Origin of the sequence: Luteimonas sp. MC1828 (assembly GCF_016461615.1) — a bacterium.
Classification (GTDB): domain Bacteria; phylum Pseudomonadota; class Gammaproteobacteria; order Xanthomonadales; family Xanthomonadaceae; genus Luteimonas.
In genome coordinates, this window is sequence record NZ_JAEMNY010000002.1 from 473,785 (window position 1) to 490,715 (window position 16,931).

General features: G+C 69.8%; 15 protein-coding genes. 11 read left to right on the forward strand and 4 right to left on the reverse strand.

The genetic code is table 11. The features are described 5' to 3' along the window. Window positions 1-32: 32 nt before the first annotated feature. The 3 genes from thiC to JHB91_RS12070 all read left to right on the forward strand — a co-directional run bounded on the left by thiC (window position 33) and on the right by JHB91_RS12070 (window position 3,381). Window positions 33-1,910: a phosphomethylpyrimidine synthase ThiC gene (thiC, locus tag JHB91_RS12060; protein WP_199473035.1), complete on the forward strand. Its 1,878-nt coding sequence runs from the start codon at window positions 33-35 to the stop codon at window positions 1,908-1,910. Between the two features lie 146 nt (window positions 1,911-2,056). Next, window positions 2,057-2,659: a DUF4136 domain-containing protein gene (locus JHB91_RS12065; RefSeq protein ID WP_199473036.1), complete on the forward strand. Its 603-nt coding sequence runs from the start codon at window positions 2,057-2,059 to the stop codon at window positions 2,657-2,659. 44 nt (window positions 2,660-2,703) lie between these two features. Continuing rightward, window positions 2,704-3,381: an ion channel gene (locus JHB91_RS12070; RefSeq protein ID WP_233398693.1), complete on the forward strand. Its 678-nt coding sequence runs from the start codon at window positions 2,704-2,706 to the stop codon at window positions 3,379-3,381. A gap of 10 nt (window positions 3,382-3,391) precedes the next feature. Here JHB91_RS12070 and ppa read toward each other — a convergent pair whose 3' ends face one another. Next, complete coding sequence (gene ppa / locus JHB91_RS12075) at window positions 3,392-3,922, reverse strand: inorganic diphosphatase (protein ID WP_199373533.1); 531 nt, start codon at window positions 3,920-3,922, stop codon at window positions 3,392-3,394. A gap of 211 nt (window positions 3,923-4,133) precedes the next feature. Between ppa and JHB91_RS12080 the strand changes: the two genes are divergently transcribed. After that, entirely contained in the window at window positions 4,134-5,702 is a 1,569-nt protein-coding gene (locus tag JHB91_RS12080) for a M91 family zinc metallopeptidase (protein ID WP_199473038.1), read from the forward strand. 107 nt (window positions 5,703-5,809) lie between these two features. After that, complete coding sequence (locus JHB91_RS12085; RefSeq protein ID WP_199473039.1) at window positions 5,810-6,481, forward strand: hypothetical protein; 672 nt, start codon at window positions 5,810-5,812, stop codon at window positions 6,479-6,481. A 77-nt stretch (window positions 6,482-6,558) separates the two neighbouring features. Here JHB91_RS12085 and JHB91_RS12090 read toward each other — a convergent pair whose 3' ends face one another. After that, on the reverse strand, window positions 6,559-8,589 hold the full coding sequence (locus JHB91_RS12090) for a sodium-translocating pyrophosphatase (protein WP_199373530.1): 2,031 nt from the start codon (window positions 8,587-8,589) through the stop codon (window positions 6,559-6,561). 278 nt (window positions 8,590-8,867) lie between these two features. On the opposite strand from JHB91_RS12090, the gene JHB91_RS12095 reads away from it, so the two are divergent. Beyond that, a complete protein-coding gene (locus JHB91_RS12095; protein WP_343225107.1) occupies window positions 8,868-9,311 on the forward strand; it encodes a hypothetical protein in 444 nt (147 codons plus the stop codon). A 13-nt stretch (window positions 9,312-9,324) separates the two neighbouring features. Here the strand turns inward: JHB91_RS12095 and JHB91_RS12100 are convergent, their stop codons facing one another. Beyond that, window positions 9,325-10,581, reverse strand: a complete 1,257-nt coding sequence (locus JHB91_RS12100) for a 6-phosphofructokinase (RefSeq protein WP_199373529.1) — start codon at window positions 10,579-10,581, stop codon at window positions 9,325-9,327. A gap of 124 nt (window positions 10,582-10,705) precedes the next feature. On the opposite strand from JHB91_RS12100, the gene JHB91_RS12105 reads away from it, so the two are divergent. From JHB91_RS12105 to JHB91_RS12115, 3 genes are all read left to right on the forward strand, one after another. Continuing rightward, window positions 10,706-11,284 carry an adenylate kinase gene (locus JHB91_RS12105; protein ID WP_199473040.1) on the forward strand — a complete coding sequence of 193 codons (579 nt, stop codon included), beginning with the start codon at window positions 10,706-10,708 and terminating at the stop codon, window positions 11,282-11,284. Continuing rightward, a complete protein-coding gene (mpl, locus tag JHB91_RS12110) occupies window positions 11,281-12,702 on the forward strand; it encodes a UDP-N-acetylmuramate:L-alanyl-gamma-D-glutamyl-meso-diaminopimelate ligase (RefSeq protein ID WP_255527555.1) in 1,422 nt (473 codons plus the stop codon). Before JHB91_RS12105 ends, mpl begins: the two co-directional genes overlap by 4 nt. 89 nt (window positions 12,703-12,791) lie before the next feature. After that, window positions 12,792-13,352: an LON peptidase substrate-binding domain-containing protein gene (locus tag JHB91_RS12115; RefSeq protein WP_234446954.1), complete on the forward strand. Its 561-nt coding sequence runs from the start codon at window positions 12,792-12,794 to the stop codon at window positions 13,350-13,352. Here the strand turns inward: JHB91_RS12115 and JHB91_RS12120 are convergent. Continuing rightward, entirely contained in the window at window positions 13,349-15,376 is a 2,028-nt protein-coding gene (locus JHB91_RS12120) for a bifunctional DedA family/phosphatase PAP2 family protein (protein WP_199473041.1), read from the reverse strand. The two genes, JHB91_RS12115 and JHB91_RS12120, sit on opposite strands and share 4 nt — an antisense overlap. A 43-nt stretch (window positions 15,377-15,419) precedes the next feature. Here JHB91_RS12120 and JHB91_RS12125 point away from each other — a divergent pair, with 43 nt between their 5' ends. Then, the gene (locus tag JHB91_RS12125) at window positions 15,420-16,082 is read left to right on the forward strand and encodes a serine/threonine protein kinase (RefSeq protein WP_199473042.1); all 663 of its coding nucleotides are present in this window, start codon (window positions 15,420-15,422) and stop codon (window positions 16,080-16,082) included. A 25-nt stretch (window positions 16,083-16,107) separates the two neighbouring features. Beyond that, on the forward strand, window positions 16,108-16,926 hold the full coding sequence (locus JHB91_RS12130) for an NAD(P)-dependent oxidoreductase (protein ID WP_199473043.1): 819 nt from the start codon (window positions 16,108-16,110) through the stop codon (window positions 16,924-16,926). The last annotated feature ends 5 nt before the right edge of the window (window positions 16,927-16,931 follow it).

A 16,931-nucleotide genomic window follows, 5' to 3' on the forward strand; every position in this document is an offset into this window, starting at 1 on the left:
GCTTCGTCCAGCCCTCCACCAGGACGAACGCCATGAACGCCCAGCCCGCCAGCCTGCAGCAGCAGGCCGCCCAGCTTTCCGACACCGTCACCAGCCCGATCACCGGTTCGCGCAAGATCCACGTCCAGGGATCGCGCCCCGACCTTCGCGTGGCGATGCGCGAAATCCACCAGTCGCAGACGCCGACGCTGTTCGGCGGCGAGGGCAATCCACCGATCGCGGTCTACGACGCGTCGGGCCCCTATACCGATCCCGACGCGCGCATCGATCTCTCGGCCGGGCTGGCTCCGCTGCGTGCGCAATGGATCGCCGAACGCGACGACACCGTGCTGCTGCCGGGGATCAGTTCGGCGTTCGGTCGCAGCCGCGAGTCGGACGTCCGCCTCGACGCGGTGCGCTTCCCGAACCGCCGCCTGCCACGGATCGCCAGGGCCGGCGCCAACGTCACCCAGATGCACTACGCGCGCCAGGGCATCGTCACGCCCGAGATGGAATACGTCGCCATCCGCGAGAACCAGCGCCTCGACGCCGTGCGCGACGCAACCCTGTTGCTGCAGCACCCGGGCGAGTCGTTCGGCGCCAGCATCCAGGCGTTCATCACCCCGGAGTTCGTGCGCGACGAGATCGCGCGTGGCCGCGCCATCCTGCCCTGCAACATCAACCATCCCGAGAGCGAGCCGATGATCATCGGCCGCAACTTCCTGACCAAGGTCAACGCCAACATCGGCAACAGCGCCGTGTCGTCCGGCATTGCCGAGGAAGTGGAAAAGCTGGTGTGGGCGACGCGCTGGGGCGCCGACAATGTCATGGACCTCAGTACCGGCAAGCACATCCACGAGACCCGCGAGTGGATCATCCGCAACTCGCCGGTGCCGATCGGGACCGTGCCGATCTACCAGGCGCTGGAGAAGGTCGATGGGCGCGCCGAGGAACTGACCTGGGAGATCTTCCGCGACACGCTGATCGAGCAGGCGGAGCAGGGCGTGGACTACTTCACCATCCACGCCGGCGTGCTGCTGCGCTACGTCCCACTGACCGCGAAACGGGTCACCGGCATCGTCTCGCGCGGCGGCAGCATCATGGCCAAGTGGTGCCTGGCGCACCACCGCGAGAGCTTCCTCTACACCCACTTCGAGGACATCTGCGAAATCATGAAGGCCTACGACGTGGCCTTCTCGCTCGGCGACGGCCTGCGTCCTGGCTGCATCGCCGATGCCAACGACGCGGCGCAGTTCGGTGAGCTGGAAACGCTGGGCGAGTTGACGAAGATCGCCTGGAAGCACGACGTGCAGACCATGGTCGAAGGCCCCGGCCACGTACCGATGCAGCTGATCAAGGAGAACATGGACAAGCAGCTCGCCGAGTGCGGCGAGGCGCCGTTCTACACGCTCGGGCCGCTGACCACCGACATCGCGCCGGGCTACGACCACATCACCAGCGCGATCGGCGCGGCGATGATCGGCTGGTTCGGGACTGCGATGCTCTGTTACGTGACGCCCAAGGAGCACCTGGGCCTGCCCAACCGCGCCGATGTGCGCGACGGGTTGATGGCGTACCGGATCGCAGCCCACGCGGCCGACCTCGCCAAGGGCCATCCGGGCGCGCAGGTGCGCGACAACGCGCTCAGCAAGGCGCGCTTCGAGTTCCGCTGGGAAGACCAGTTCAACCTCGGCCTCGATCCCGACCGGGCGCGGGAATACCACGACGAAACCATGCCGAAGGAGGCGCACAAGCTGGCGCATTTCTGCAGCATGTGCGGCCCGCACTTCTGTTCGATGCGGATCACCCAGGACGTACGCGACTACGCCGCGGCGCAGGGCGTCGACGAAGCGGCGGCGCTGGAGGCGGGCATGGCCGGCAAGTCGGCCGAATTCCTGGCCGCGGGCGCGGAGGTGTACCGGCGGGACTAGGACGCGCGGAAGGTCGGCGTGTTGCGGGCCGGTCGCCTGTACGAACAGGAAACGCCGTGAAACCGGCGCCCCGGCGGGTGTGGCGACTCACGCCGGGGCAGCGGGCGTCATGCTAGTTTCAAGGCAGACCTGAACGGAGATCCGCCATGCAAGGCTCGCGTACTTCGTCATTGATCCGCTGGCTGCTGCTCGGCTGTGCACTCGCCCTGCTCGCGGCCTGCGCCACCGGCCCCCGCATCAGCACGGACTCCGACCCGCGAGCGGATTTCTCCGCGTATCGCACCTTCGCGTTCTACTCGCCGCTGGCGATCGAACGCGAGGGTTATGCCAGCCTGGTGAGCGGCCGCATGAAAGCCGCCGCGCGCGCGCAGATGGAATCGCGCGGCTACCGCTACAGCGAGGCCGACCCCGACCTCTGGCTCAACATCAACGCCTACATGCAGCAGCGGACCGACGTTACCTCCATGCCCGACGTCGACTACGCCTACTACTACAGCTATCGCGCCCGCGGCTACGTCGCCATGCCGTACTGGTACGACCGCACCACCGTGTACCGTTACACCGAAGGCACGATGAACATCGACCTCGTGGACGCGCGGCGCAACGCGCTGGTCTGGGAAGGCATCGCGGTGGGCCGCGTGCCGCGGAACCAGGATGCCGCGAAGCGCGACGCGGGCATCGATTCCACCATTGCCGACATTTTCGCCGCGTATCCGCATCGTGCGGGCTCGCGCGCGCAGGCCGAGTAAGCCACTGCCGGGAGCGCGCGAGACGCCGCATGGCAATACCGTCAATGCTCCGTTCCCGCTGGCCGGCCCTCGCCGGTCGCCATCCCTCGGCGCTGTTGCTGGCTGCGCAGCTGCTGAGCCTGCTGGTGTACCCCGCGATCGACGACACGCGAGACGGTCGCCTCGCATTCGGCGCGCTCGCGCTGGTGGTGGTGCCGCTTGCGGTGTGGGTGGTGCGCCGCAGCCATTCGGCCAACTGGATCGCGTGGACGCTCGCGATCCCGGCGATCGTGTTGTCGGCGTTGGCGATCGCGCTGCAGCAGCCGGGCTTCGCCACCGCGTCGGCGGTGCTCGAATCACTGCTGTATTTCTACGCCGCCGGCAGCCTGATCCGCTACATGCTGGAAGACCATGAGATCAGCGCCGACGAGCTGTTCGCCGCCGCCGCCACGTTCACCCTGCTGGCGTGGGCCTTCGCCTACGCCTACATCGTCTGCCAAGCCTGGTTTCCCGGCGGCTTCACCGGCGCGGTGGAGCCGGAACGCCCGCGTCGCTGGATCGAGCTCCTGCACCTGAGCTTCTCCACGCTCTCGGGCGTGGGCAACGGCGATGTGCTCCCGATCGGGGCCTCGGCCCGCGCGCTGTCGATGCTCGAGCAGTTCGCCGGCGTCGGCTACATCGCCGCCGTGGTCGGGCGGGTGATCGCGCTCACCGTGGTCCGCCACCAGCGGCGCTCACGGTGAGCAACGGGGATCAGCCCTGCTGGTAGCGCGCCATCGCCTCGCGCAGGATCGCCTTGGCCTCGGCCGCGTCGCCCCACCCGTCGATCTTCACCCACTTGCCCTTCTCGAGATCCTTGTAGTGCTCGAAGAAGTGGCCGATGCGCTCCAGCCAGTGCTTGGAGACCTGCTCGAGGTCCTGCACGTGGGCATAGCCGGCGAACACCTTGGCGTCGGGCACTGCCAGGATCTTCTCGTCCTGGCCGGCCTCGTCGACCATCCGCAGCACGCCCACCGGGCGGCAGCGGATCACCGAGCCCGGCACCAGCGGCAGCGGCAGGATCACCATCACGTCGGCCGGATCGCCGTCACCGCAGACCGTGTGCGGGACGTAGCCGTAGTTGCAGGGGTAGCGCATCGGCGTGGACAGCACGCGATCGACGAAGATCGCCCCCGACTCCTTGTCGACCTCGTACTTGACCGGCTCGGCGTCCTTCTGGATCTCGATGATGACGTTGATTTCGTCCGGCGGGTTCTTGCCGGTCTTCACATGGTCCAGGCCCATGGTGGCTCCAGTGGTGGGTCGGCGGGCAGGCGCCCGGACCGAGGGGGGGAAACCGCCAATTCTACGCGCCGCTGCTGCGATGCACCAAAGGCTGTCGCCGGCGCTGAATGGGACCGGGCCGACCCGAGGTGGGGTACGCCCCAGCTTGGTCGGAGGGGTTGCCGGGCTTAAACATACGCTCCCGTATCCCCCAAGCAAGCGAGCCCGTCCCATGACCATCCAGTCCGCCCAGTTCGATCCAGGCGCCAGCGCCGCCGCCCACCTCGACCGCGCGGGCTACTGGAACAACCCGGCGGACGCGAAAGGCCACGATTACGGTCCCGAAGCCCTCGGCAGCGAGGCATCGGCGCCGCGCGCGAGCGACCTGGACGGCAACGACGTTGTCGCCGCTAGCCCGGACAAGGTGGAGCAACAGGCGGTCGAGGTCGACGGCACCGCCACCAACAGCGGCGAGCGCAGCCAGCGCAGCACGCCGGACGGCAAGCCCATCCTGGTCGATCCGCTGCACAAGGACGGCCAGGTGTCGATCGCCCGCGAACGCACCAATGCCGACGGCTACGTCAGCAGCGACCAGCTGGTGTTCACCACCGGCGCCGGCGACGACAAGGTGGGGGTGAAGCAGCGCGACGACGGCACGCTCGACGTGCAGGTCAACGGGGAGAGCTACGAGGTCCGCCTCGGCCAGGGACAGGAGCTGACCATCCGCGCCGGTGCGGGTGACGACGTGATCGAGGTGGCGTCGAACGTGCAGGTCAACATCGTGATCGAAGGCGGCGACGGCAACGACACCATCACCACCGGTGCCGGCGACGACCGCATCGACGGCGGCGCCGGCGATGACCTGATCAGCAGCGGCGCCGGCCGCGACGATGTATTCGGCAACAGCGGCAACGACACCATCACCGGCGGCGACGGGGTGAACATCGTCCACGGCGGCGACGGCGACGACCAGGTCACCGCGGGCCGCGGCACCAACTTCATCGAAGGAGGCGCCGGCAACGACAGCATCAGGGGCGGTGGCGTGAGCGACATCCTGTCCGGCGGCACCGGCAATGATCGAATCACCGTCGGGGACGGCGCCAGCCGCGTCTATGCCGGCGCCGGCGACGACGTCATCGACAACGCCGGCGACAAGACCGTGGTGCATGCCGAAGTCGGGGACCTGGTGAACGCCGCCACCAGCGCCACGCCGACCGTGCTCAATGTCGCCATCGATGCCAACGCCGGCAGCACGATCCGGATCGAGGGCTCGGAGGCGTTCGTGCAGCGCATCCAGTCCGAGATCGACTTCCTGCGCGCGTCGCCGGTCGGCCAGCAGATGCTGGCCGAGTTCGACAAGGCCGCCGACGCCAAGGGCAACACCGTGACCATCAAGGAACTGGCCAACGAGCAGAACGGCTACGCGCAGACCTTCAGCCGTGACGCCGACATCCGCAACGGGCGCGCCGGCGCCGGCGGCGACGTCGACATCAGCTACAACCCGTCGTTCCACATGGATGCCTTCCCCGCCCCCGTGGTGGTGCTGTTCCACGAGATGTCGCATGCCTATAACGGCGTGAACGGGACCTTCCAGCCCGGCACCTACCGCGGCGAGGGTCCTGACTCCGGCCGCGTGCCCAATGCCGAGCGCCAGGCCGTGGGCCTGGAGACCAGTGCCGCTCCCTTCGATTTCGATGGTGATCCGTCCACCCCGGCCACCACCAGCAATCCCGATCACCTGACCGAGAACGGGTTCCGCGAAGAGCTCGGCCTGCCGGACCGCCCGAGCTACGCGCTCTGATCAGTCGCTCCCGCCAGCGCACATGACCCGGCAGCCTGCGTTCATCGCAGGCTGCCGGCGTTTGCGCCATGCTGGCGCTCCGTTCCAATCCAGGCAGGCCACCCTCAATGAGTCCGACCTTCCGCGCGCGCCATGCGCTGCCCATCGCCATCGCGGCGGCCATGCTGTCGATCCTTCCGCAGCCGTCGCAGGCGCAACCGGAGACCTCCAAGATGCATGAAGAAGACAGGCCCGCCCGCACCGCGGTGGATGGCGGGCAGGCGCGGCTTGAAGTCGCCTTCGATCCGGTCGGCGAGCGCTTCGCCGTGCGTTATCGGGTGACCAACACCGGCGACGGACCGCTGGCGGTTTTCGACCGCGGCGACCGCCATGCGGTGCTGACCGGGCGCCTGGAAAGTGGCGCGATCGCGATGCCGCGCTTTACCCAGGAGGGCGGCGACCTTTCGCTCGATCATGCCGCGCGGGCATTGCCGGATCCCGCGCCGACCGTGCCGCCGGTGCCGCTTGCGGCGCGGCTCGGCAAGGGCGAAGCGCTGGACGGCGCGTTCGAATTCGACCTGTCGCTCACGGTGGGCGTGGAACGCGTGCGCTGGTGCCTCGGCGTGGCAGCGTTCAACGACAAGGATTACCGGGCCGACGATCGCAGCGTGGATCGCAGCAAGCTCGCCAGCGGCGGCGACGCCGACGCCTGGCAGGCGTCGTTCGCGGTGGTGGATGCGCAGGAGATGCTGTGCACGCCGTGGTACGTGCTGGCCGACGGCGGGTTCGCGGTCGACTGACCGCGGCGCAGCGGCCCGGCAAAAAAAAAAGGGCGGCCCGGGGGCCGCCTTTTCGCTTCATGTCACCGCAGTTTCACCTACAGCAGCGGCACCAGCAGCAGGGCGACGATGTTGGTCACCTTGATCAGCGGGTTGATGGCCGGGCCGGCGGTGTCCTTGTAGGGATCGCCGACGGTGTCGCCGGTGACCGCGGCCTTGTGCGCCTCGGAGCCCTTGCCGCCGTGGTGGCCTTCCTCGATGTACTTCTTGGCGTTGTCCCAGGCGCCGCCGCCGGTGCACATCGAGATCGCCAGGAACAGGCCGGTCACGATGGTGCCCATCAGCAGGCCGCCCAGCGCGTCGGCGCCGAGCGTGAGGCCGACGATCACCGGGATCGCCAGCGGCAGCAGCGAGGGAATGATCATCTCCCTGATCGCCGAGCGCGTGAGCAGGTCCACCGCGCGGTCGTACTGCGGCTTGCCGGTGCCTTCCATGATGCCGGGGATCTCGCGGAACTGGCGGCGGACTTCCTCCACCACCGCACCCGCCGCGCGGCCGACGGCCTGCATCGCCATCGCGCCGAACAGGTACGGGATCATGCCGCCGATCAACAGGCCGATGACCACGTTCGGGTTCTCGATGGAGAAGTTGGTGGCCGTGCCGGACAGCTGCAGCTTGTGCGCGTAGTCGGCGAACAGCACCAGCGCGGCCAGGCCTGCGGAGCCGATCGCATAGCCCTTGGTCACCGCCTTGGTGGTGTTGCCCACGGCGTCGAGCGCGTCGGTGGTCACGCGGATCTCGGGCGGCAGGCCGCTCATCTCCGCGATGCCGCCGGCGTTGTCGGTGATCGGGCCGTAGGCGTCCAGCGCCACGATCATGCCCGCCATCGACAGCATCGCGGTGGCGGCCACGGCCAGGCCGTAGAGGCCCGCCAGCTGGTAGCAGGTCCAGATCGCCGCCGCGACCACGATCACCGGTGCCGCGGTCGACTTCATCGATACCGCCAGGCCGGCGATCACGTTGGTGCCGTGTCCGGTCTCGGAAGCCCTGGCGACATCGCGCACCGGCGCGTATTCGGTGGCGGTGTAGTACTCGGTGATCACCACCAGCAGCCCGGTCAGCACCAGGCCGACGATCGCGCACCAGAACAATGGCAGCGCCAGCGCGGGATCGAACATGTCGGCGGTGATGAACCAGAACGCGATCGCCGCCAGCACGCCGGAGACCGCGAGCCCGCGGTACAGCGCGTTCATGATCTTGCCGCCCGCCCGCACCTTGACGAAGAACGTGCCGATGATCGAGGCGACGATCGACGCCGCGCCCAGCACCAGCGGATACACCACGCCGGCCCAGCCGTAGGTGGTGAAGGCGATGCCGGCGACCAGCATGGAGGCGATGATGGTCACCGCGTAGGTCTCGAACAGGTCCGCGGCCATGCCGGCGCAGTCGCCGACGTTGTCGCCGACGTTGTCGGCGATCACGGCCGGGTTGCGAGGGTCGTCCTCGGGAATGCCGGCTTCGACCTTGCCCACCAGGTCCGCGCCGACGTCGGCGCCCTTGGTGAAGATGCCGCCGCCGAGACGCGCGAAGATCGAGATCAGCGAGGCGCCGAACGCCAAGCCGATCATCGGCTGCAGCGCGGCGATCACCGCGACTTCGTCGCGGCTCTGGCCGATCACATGCATGAAGTACCCGGCCACGCCGAGCAGGCCCAGGCCCACCACCAGCATGCCGGTCACCGCGCCGCCGCGGAAGCTGACCGCGAGCGCGTCATTGAGGCTGACCGTGGCCGCCTGCGTGGTGCGCACGTTGGCGCGCACCGAGACGAACATTCCGATGAAGCCGGCCAGGCCCGAAAGCAGCGCGCCGATGGCGAAGCCGATCGCGGTCGCCCAACCCAGCGCCGGCACGAAACCGATCACCAGGAACAGCACCACGCCCACCATGGCGATGGTGGCGTACTGGCGCCGCAGGTACGCACCCGCGCCTTCCTGGATCGCGGCCGCGATCTGCTGCATGCGTTCGTTGCCCGCGGGCCGCGCCAGGATCCAGCGCGCGGAAAGAATGCCGTAGATGATTGCCAGACCGGCGCAGACCAGCGCCAGCCACAAAGCTTGCTGCTCGAGCATGAAACCCTCCCCAGGGTGTGGTCGCGAAACGCAACCGCCCGACTATGGCACAGGGTTATCACCGCGTATTGCCGCGCCGCAGCGCGGCTGGCAGGCCGGCTGGCCGGCAGCAGGACAAGCGTGGAGGATCGATTCAGCCGCCGCGTGCCAGCCTGCGTTCCCCCCCGTTCCATCGGAGTGACGCCATGCGCATCGCCCTGACCGTGCTGCTCGCCGGTGCTGCCGCCGCCACGTCCTCTACCGCACTCGCGGCTGCTCCCGGCCGCGCCGCCGATCCGGTGCCCGAAATCACCCGCAGTGCGATTGCGCCACAGGCGATCGGCGCGGCGCACACGCTGCGCCAGATCCCCGAAGCCTGCGCGCGCATCGAAGGCGTGTTCACCGGCGATGCCGCCGAGCCATACCGCTTTGCCGTTGTGCGCACGAGTGCCAACTGCCAGCCGCGTGCGCGCTTCGTCGACGCCGCGAAGGCGAAGCCTTCAGTGGCCACGGGCTGGAAGTTCAACGACCTGATCCGCGTTGCCAGCACGGGCTGCCCCACGCAGCAGGCGGTGGTGCGCGTGTGGCGCAAGCCGGTCGACCAGACGCAGAAGCTCGACGGCCAGGGACAGTCGCGGATCTACCTGGAAGAGTCGAAGCAGGCCGCCGCGGCCGGCAAGACCGCGGCAGTGCCGATGTTCGCCGCCGCGATGTCGGTTGAGGGGAAGGCCTGCGGCGGCTGAGCCGGAAGCGGGCTCAGCCCTCCCAGGCCGCCAGCTTCTTCGCCACCGCCACGTTCTTCAGCGTCACGTACTTCGGAATGCCGTCGCGGCCGTAGGGCGGGTACGCCTCGCCGCGGATCAGCGGCTCCAGGTAGGCGCGCGCGGCGGCCGTGATGCCGTGGCCGTCGCGACGGATGAAGCCCTTCGGCATGGTCTTCTCGCGGTTTGCGATCCGGTCCAGGGGGGCGGGCTCGATCTTCCAGCGATAGGGCGAGTCGGACGTGCGGATGATCGCCGGCATGGTCGCGTTGCGGCCTTCCAGTGCGAAGCGCACCGCCGCCTTGCCGACGGCCATCGCCTGGTCGAGGTCGGTCTTGGAGGCGATGTGGCGCGCCGAGCGTTGCAGGTAGTCGGGCAGGGTCCAGTGCACCTTCAGGCCGAGGCTGTCCTTGACCCGCCCCGCCAGGTACGAGGCCACGCCGCCGAGCTGGGTGTGGCCGAAGGAATCCTTGCCGCCGCCGGCATCGGCGACGAAGGTGCCGTCGGCGGTGCGGATGCCTTCGCTGGCCACCACCACGCAATGACCCACGCGGTCGACCACCTTCTGCACGCGGGCCAGGAAATCGGCCTCATCGTACGGGCGCTCCGGGAACAGGATCAGGTGCGGGGCATCATCGGGCCCAGTGCCGGCCAGGCCGGCCGCGGCCGCAAGCCAGCCCGCGTGGCGACCCATGGCCTCGTACACGAACACCTTGGTGGAGGTGTCGGCCATCGCCGCCACGTCCAGCGCCGCCTCGCGCACCGAGACCGCGGTGTACTTGGCCGCCGAGCCGAAGCCGGGGCAGCAGTCGGTCACCACCAGGTCGTTGTCGACGGTCTTGGGCACGCCGATGCAGGTCAGCGGATAGTCGAATTCGCGGGCCAGCTGCGAGACCTTGTTGGCGGTGTCGGCGGAATCGTTGCCGCCGTTGTAGAGGAACCAGCGCACGTCGTGGGCGCGCAGCACGTCGAGCAGGCGCTCGTACTTGGCGCGGTCGGCGTCGAGCGACTTCAACTTGTAGCGGCAGGAGCCGAAGGCGCCGCCCGGGGTATGCGCCAAGGCGCGGATCGCGGCCGCCGGTTCCTTCGCGGTGTCGATCAGATCCTCGCGCAGGGCGCCGAGGATGCCGTTGCGGGCGGCCAGAACGCGCACCTTGCGCGCGCGGGCCTCGGTGATCACGGCCGAGGCGGTGGCATTGATGACGGCGGTCACGCCACCGGACTGTGCGTAGAGCAGGGTACCTTTGGACATCGTGGATTCCGTTCTGGGGGTTCGGGCGGGGGGCCCGGATACGGTAAGCTGGCGCGGTCGTCGCCGCGGCTGCCGGATTCTACGCCGCGCCCGGTCCACGCCCTGTACGTTCATGGAGCAATCGATGCGACTGGTACTTCTTGGTGCGCCGGGTTCCGGCAAGGGGACACAGGCCGCGCGCCTGAAGGACCACTTGCAGGTCCCCCACATCTCCACCGGCGACCTGCTGCGGGCCGAAGTGGCCGCTGGCAGCCCGTTGGGCATGCAGGCCAAGGAGGTCATGGCGCGCGGCGACCTGGTGTCCGACGAGATCCTGCTGGGCATGCTGGAAGACCGCTTCTCGCGCGCCGATACCGACCACGGCTTCATCCTCGACGGCTACCCGCGCAACCTGGCGCAGGCCGCGGCGCTCGACGCGCTGCTGGTGCGCATCGGCCAGCCGATGGACGCCGCCGTGCAGCTCGAGGTCGACAACGAGCTGCTGATCGAACGCCTCGCCGGCCGCGCCCAGGCCGAAGGCCGCTCCGACGACAACCCGGAGTCGGTACGCAAGCGCCTGACGGTTTACGACGAGCAGACCGCGCCGGTGATCGAGTTCTACCGCCAGCACGGCCAGCTCACGGTGGTCGATGGCGTGGGCGGCCTGGACGACGTCTTCAACCGCATCCTCGAGGCGATCGCGCCGTCGCATCCGGTCGGCTGAGCCACGTGAAGCTGCATATCCTCGGCATCGCCGGCACCTTCATGGGCGGCGTGGCCGCCCTGGCACGCGAACTCGGCCACGAGGTCGAGGGCAGCGACCAGGCGGTGTATCCGCCCATGTCCACCCAGCTGGAGCAGCTCGGCATCGCGCTCAGCCAGGGCTACGCGCCGTCCAACATCTCCGCCGGCTGCGACCAGGTGGTCATCGGCAACGCGCTGTCGCGCGGCAATGCGGCGGTGGAAGCCGTGCTCGACGCCGGGCTGTCGTACACGTCCGGCGCCGAATGGCTGCGCGAGAACGTGCTGCCGGGCCGCGACACGCTGGCGGTCGCGGGCACGCACGGCAAGACCACCACCACCACGATCCTGGCGCACCTGCTGGAAGCGGCCGGGCGCGCGCCCGGTTTCCTGATCGGCGGCGTGGCGGAGGATTTCGGTGTGTCGGCGCGGCTCGGGGGCACCGGAGTGGGCGCCGCAGGCGCGGGGGAACGGCCGCTGTTCGTGGTCGAGGCCGACGAATACGACACCGCGTTCTTCGACAAGCGTTCGAAGTTCGTGCACTACCGCCCGCGGGTGGCGATCCTCAACAACCTCGAGTTCGACCACGCCGACATTTTCCCGGATGTGGCGGCGATCCAGCGCCAGTTCCACCACCTGGTGCGCACCGTGCCCGGGCACGGGCGCCTGGTGGTCAACGGCGAAGATGCGCGCCTGGCCGAGGTGCTGGCGATGGGCTGCTGGACGCCGGTGGTGCGCTTCGGGCTGGACGCGGCCGCGGCGGTCGATGGCATTCCCTTCGACTGGAGTGCGCGCCTGCTGGCCAGCGACGGCAGCGCGTTCGTGGTCATGCGCGATGGCGCCGACGTCGGCGAAGTGCACTGGCCGCTCCTCGGCCGCCACAACGTGATGAACGCACTGGCGGCGCTTGCCAGCTGCGACGCGGTGGGCGTGGACGTGGCGGACGTGCTGCCGTCGCTTGCCGCGTTCCGCAGCGTGAAGCGGCGCATGGAGCTGCTGGGCGAGGCCGACGGCGTGAGCGTGTACGACGACTTCGCACACCACCCCACGGCCATCGCCACCACCCTGGCAGGCCTGCGCGCGCGCGTCGGCGGCGGCCGGATCGTGGTGGCCATGGAGCCGCGCAGCAATTCGATGCGACTCGGCGCGCACGCGGCGGCGCTGGCGCCATCGCTCGACGACGCCGACGCCGTGGTGTTCCTGCACCGGCCGGAGCTGGCCTGGGATGCCGGCGGCGTGGTCGCGGCGCTGCGCGGCGAAGGGCACGCGGTGGCCGATGCCGATGCGCTGCTGTCGCGCCTGGCGACGCTGGCGCATGCGGGCGACCACGTGGTCTTCATGTCCAACGGCGGCTTCGACGCCGCGCCGCGCCGCTTCCTCGACGCCCTGCGCGCGCGATAGTCGACGCGCGCGGCAATGCCAGCGCTGGTCGCGCTTAGCGCGGCCTGCACGCGGCGGCGGTTAAACTGCGCTGCATGGATGGCTTGCACGTGCTCCCCTTGTTCCCGCTGCAGGCGGTGCTGGTTCCCGGCGCCGCGCTCGGCCTGCGCATCTTCGAGCCGCGCTACCTCGACCTGGTCCGCGAGTGCGGACGCAGCGGCGAAGGCTTCGGCATCTGCCTGATCATGGAAGGCGGCGAAGCGGGTGCCCCGGCCACGCCCGCCACCTACGGAACCGAGGCGCTGATCGAGGATTTCGGCACCGGTGACGATGGCCTGTTGACCCTGTCAGTCCGTGGCGCGCGCCGTTTCCGCGTGGCGCGCAGCGATGTGCGCGACAACGGCCTCGTGGTTGCCGACGTCGAATGGCTCGCCGATGCCGCGGTGTCGCCGCGGCTGCGGCCCGAACACGCATTGCTGGCGACGTTGATCGAACGGATCGTGGACAAGGTGGGCAATCCGGCTCCCGGCAACGCCCGGTTCGACGACGCGGCGTGGGTGGGCTGGCGGCTGGCGGAGATGCTGCCGATGGACGAAGCGCAGCGGCTGGCACTGCTGCAGCTCGATGATCCGCACGCGCGGCTCGACGCGCTGCTGGCGGTGATCGGCTAGCGCGGCTGCTCTGGCGCGGCCGCCGCCGGGCGGCGCGTGAAGCTGCGCAACCGCAGCACCGGCTGCAGCGAGTCGGGGCGGTCGTCTTCGCGCGTGTCGAAACCGGCCAGGTCGGCGCGCACGCGCTGGTAGGCCACGCCGTCATACGCCTCGGGCAGCCACAGCCCGAACAGGTCGAACGGCCGCACGTAGGCCAGCGTCTGCGTGGTGCCGATCCATAGCGGCGTGCCGTCCACGAATTGCCGCGGTGCGCGCCACAGGCGCAACACCTGCAGCCGGTCGGGACCGACCCTGCGCCGCATGAGCAGCGACTCCGCCAGCGCGTCATAGGTCGCGGGCAGCACTTTCTGCGCGTGTGGCGCGGTGTCGTCGTCGAGCAGGCGCAGGGTGTCCTTCCAGTCGGCCTGGTCCTGTATTTCCCATCCGCGCGCGCGCAGCCGCGCAGTCACCGGGGCCAGCGGACCGGCCACCTGCACGTCCAGCGGCCAGCGTTGGCTGGCATCGCGTTCCTTGCGCTGCGACGGCAGCGTGGCCCAGTCGGCCTGCCACCAGGCGGTGGCGTCGAGCGTGGCCGGCGCCTGCAAGGGCGCGAACTTGGCCAGCAGCGGATCGACCGCGCGCGGCGCGTGCCACAGGGCGGACACCATGAACGCGCCGTAGAACAGCGCCGCCAGCGGCCGCATCCAGAACGAGCGCGCCACGTGGCGGCGGTAGGCGATGCCGAGCACCAGCAGCCACACGATGCCCAGCAGCATCCCGCCGACCAGGTCGGTCAGCCAGTGCGCACCGAGGTACAGGCGTGCGAAACCGAGCACCGCGACCACCGCGCCGGACACAAGGTACGGCCACACGCGCTGCCGCCCGGGCAGCTCGCGCGCGATCAGCACCGCGAAGAATCCGAAGGTGATGGTCGCCATGGTCAGGCCCACCGACGGAAAGCCGAAGCCGCTGAGCGCGGTCGGCGGCCGCGGCATGTCGATCGCCGCTTCCAGCGCTGCGGTCAGCGCGAGGCCGAAGGCCAGCGCCGCCATCCAGTGGGTGGCGGCCATCCAGCGCCGCCGCCACAGCAGCCACAGCGTCACCAGCCCCACCGGCCACACCAGCACGGACGGATCGCCGATCGACGCCAGCCCCGCCATCAGCCGGTCGGCCAGTGGATTGCGCAGCGCATACATCGCGTCATGCACGCGCAGGTCGAGCAACAGCGGCCCGCCGCGCGCCAGCATCGTGGCCAGCAGCGCGAACCAGGCGACGCCGATCGCCAGCAGGCAGGCGGCGAGCAGCGCCAGCGATGCGGATTCGGGCCGCTGCGGCGAGATCAGTGCCACGGCATAGCGCCCCAGGCGCGGGTGCGCGCTGGTCCAGCGCAGCGCGCGCGCCAGCAGCGAATCGGCATGGCGGGCGAACCAGCGATAGGTGTAGAGCACGCCCGCCCAGGCGGCGGCGATGGCCACCAGCAGGGCGCCGATCACGATCGCCAGGCGGTCGGCCACCGCGGCCACCGCGTCATAGGCTTCGCCCAGCAGCCAGCCCGGGATCAGGAACAGAAGCGCCCAGCTGGCGGCGGCGACCGCGCTTGCCGGGATGTAGCGCCGCAGCGCCATGTGCGCCATGCCGGCGATCGCGGGCACGAACGGCCGCACCGGGCCGACGTAGCGCGCGATGAAGATCGACTTGATGGCGTTGCGCCGGAACAGCTGTTCGCCGCGGTCGAGCAGCTGCGGATACTTGCGGAACGGCCACACCGTGCGCAGCTGCGGGCCCCATCGGCGTCCGATCCAGAAGCTGGTGCCATCACCGATGAACGCGCCGAGGGCCGCGCAGGCCACCGCGTAGGGGCCGGAGATCTCGCCGAGGCCGATCAGCACGCCGATCGCGAACATCAGCGGCAGCGCCGGCACGATGGCGCCGAGCACGATCACCGCGTCGCAGAACGCGATGGCGAAGATCACCCAGCCCGCGGCGACGGGGTGGGTGCCGATCCAGGACACGATGCTGTCGAACCAGGCAGTCACCGGGGGCATTATGGCAGCCGGCGACGACGGTCGCGCCGCCTACAATGCGTTCATGGACCGCCGTGACGCCATCGAGATCCAGGCCCTCAAGGCTGACAGCTTCGGCCGCATCGCATTGATGCGGGGCGCGGCTGGCTGTTTCGTTCGCCGCGACCTGCGCCACGTGCCCGCGTGGCTGCGCCTGCCGGCGTGGTGGCTTGCGCGGCGCGAAGCTCGAGGCCTCCTGGCCGTGGCCGGAATGGATGCGGTGCCACAGCTGCTGGGCTGGGACGGCCGCATGCTCGATCGCAGCTACATGGATGGCGCGGCGATGTACCAGCGCCCGCCGCGCGGTGACCTCGCGTACTTCCGTCGCGCGCGCCGACTGCTGCAGGCGCTGCACCGCCACGGCGTGGCCCACAACGACCTGGCCAAGGAAGCCAACTGGCTGGTGCGCGCCGACGGCACGCCCGCGGTCATCGATTTCCAGCTTGCCGTGCGCGGCGCGCCGCGCTCGCGCTGGATGCGCCTGCTGGCGCGCGAGGACCTGCGCCACCTCCTCAAGCACAAGCGCACCTATTGCCCCGACCGCATCACGCCCGTCGAGCGCCGCGTACTGAAGCGCACCTCCTGGCTGCGCGACGCCTGGTTCGCCAGCGGCAAGCCGGTGTACCGCTTCGTCACCCGCAGGCTCCTCAAGTGGGAAGACAACGAAGGCCAGGGCCCCAAGCCCTGATCCACCCGCAGCAACGAGACCCCGCATGCACACCCTCGCCGGAAAAACCCTGTTCATCACTGGCGCCTCGCGCGGCATCGGCCTGGCGATCGCGCTGCGCGCCGCGCGCGACGGCGCCAACATCGCCATCGCCGCCAAGTCCGATGTCGCCAACCCGCGCCTTCCCGGCACCATCCATACCGCCGCGGCTGCAGTCACCACCGCGGGTGGCCAGGCATTGGCGCTGAAGTGCGACATCCGCGAGGAGGACCAGGTGCGCGCCGCGGTCGCGGCCACGGTCGACACCTTCGGCGGCATCGACATCCTGGTGAACAACGCCAGCGCGATCTGGCTGCGCGGCGCGCTGGATACGCCGATGAAGCGCTTCGACCTGATGCAGCAGGTCAATGCCCGTGGCAGCTTCCTGTGCGCGCAGGCCTGCCTGCCGTACCTTCTCGAAGCCCCGAACCCGCACATCCTGACGCTGGCGCCGCCGCCGTCGCTGGACCCGAAGTGGTGGGGGCCGCACACCGGCTACACCCTGGCCAAGATGGGCATGAGTTTCGTCACCCTCGGCCTTGCCGCCGAATTCGGCCCGCAGGGCGTGGCGGTGAATGCCTTGTGGCCGAAGACGATCATCGCCACCGACGCCTTGAACATGATCCCCGGCGTGGAGCTGGCGAATGGCCGCAGCCCGGAGATCGTGGCCGACGCCGCGCACGCGGTGCTGGTGCGCGAGGCGCGTGGCTTCCACGGCCGGTTCCTGATCGACGAGGAGGTGCTGCGCGAGGCGGGCACCACCGGCTTCGACCGCTACGCCTCCGACCCTTCGCAGCCGCTGCTGCCCGACCTGTTCCTGGACTGACCGCC

Bases quoted from the DNA above. Each gene is read 5' to 3' on its own strand.
- JHB91_RS12070 (WP_233398693.1), top strand. From the start codon at position 2,704: ATGCTCCGTTCCCGCTGGCCGGCCCTCGCCGGTCGCCATCCCTCGGCG.
- JHB91_RS12125 (WP_199473042.1), top strand. From the start codon at position 15,420: ATGGACCGCCGTGACGCCATCGAGATCCAGGCCCTCAAGGCTGACAGC.
- JHB91_RS12120 (WP_199473041.1), bottom strand. From the start codon at position 15,376: ATGCCCCCGGTGACTGCCTGGTTCGACAGCATCGTGTCCTGGATCGGC.
- JHB91_RS12130 (WP_199473043.1), top strand. From the start codon at position 16,108: ATGCACACCCTCGCCGGAAAAACCCTGTTCATCACTGGCGCCTCGCGC.
- JHB91_RS12100 (WP_199373529.1), bottom strand. From the start codon at position 10,581: ATGTCCAAAGGTACCCTGCTCTACGCACAGTCCGGTGGCGTGACCGCC.
- JHB91_RS12105 (WP_199473040.1), top strand. From the start codon at position 10,706: ATGCGACTGGTACTTCTTGGTGCGCCGGGTTCCGGCAAGGGGACACAG.
- thiC (WP_199473035.1), top strand. From the start codon at position 33: ATGAACGCCCAGCCCGCCAGCCTGCAGCAGCAGGCCGCCCAGCTTTCC.
- JHB91_RS12090 (WP_199373530.1), bottom strand. From the start codon at position 8,589: ATGCTCGAGCAGCAAGCTTTGTGGCTGGCGCTGGTCTGCGCCGGTCTG.
- ppa (WP_199373533.1), bottom strand. From the start codon at position 3,922: ATGGGCCTGGACCATGTGAAGACCGGCAAGAACCCGCCGGACGAAATC.
- JHB91_RS12080 (WP_199473038.1), top strand. From the start codon at position 4,134: ATGACCATCCAGTCCGCCCAGTTCGATCCAGGCGCCAGCGCCGCCGCC.
- JHB91_RS12085 (WP_199473039.1), top strand. From the start codon at position 5,810: ATGAGTCCGACCTTCCGCGCGCGCCATGCGCTGCCCATCGCCATCGCG.
- JHB91_RS12065 (WP_199473036.1), top strand. From the start codon at position 2,057: ATGCAAGGCTCGCGTACTTCGTCATTGATCCGCTGGCTGCTGCTCGGC.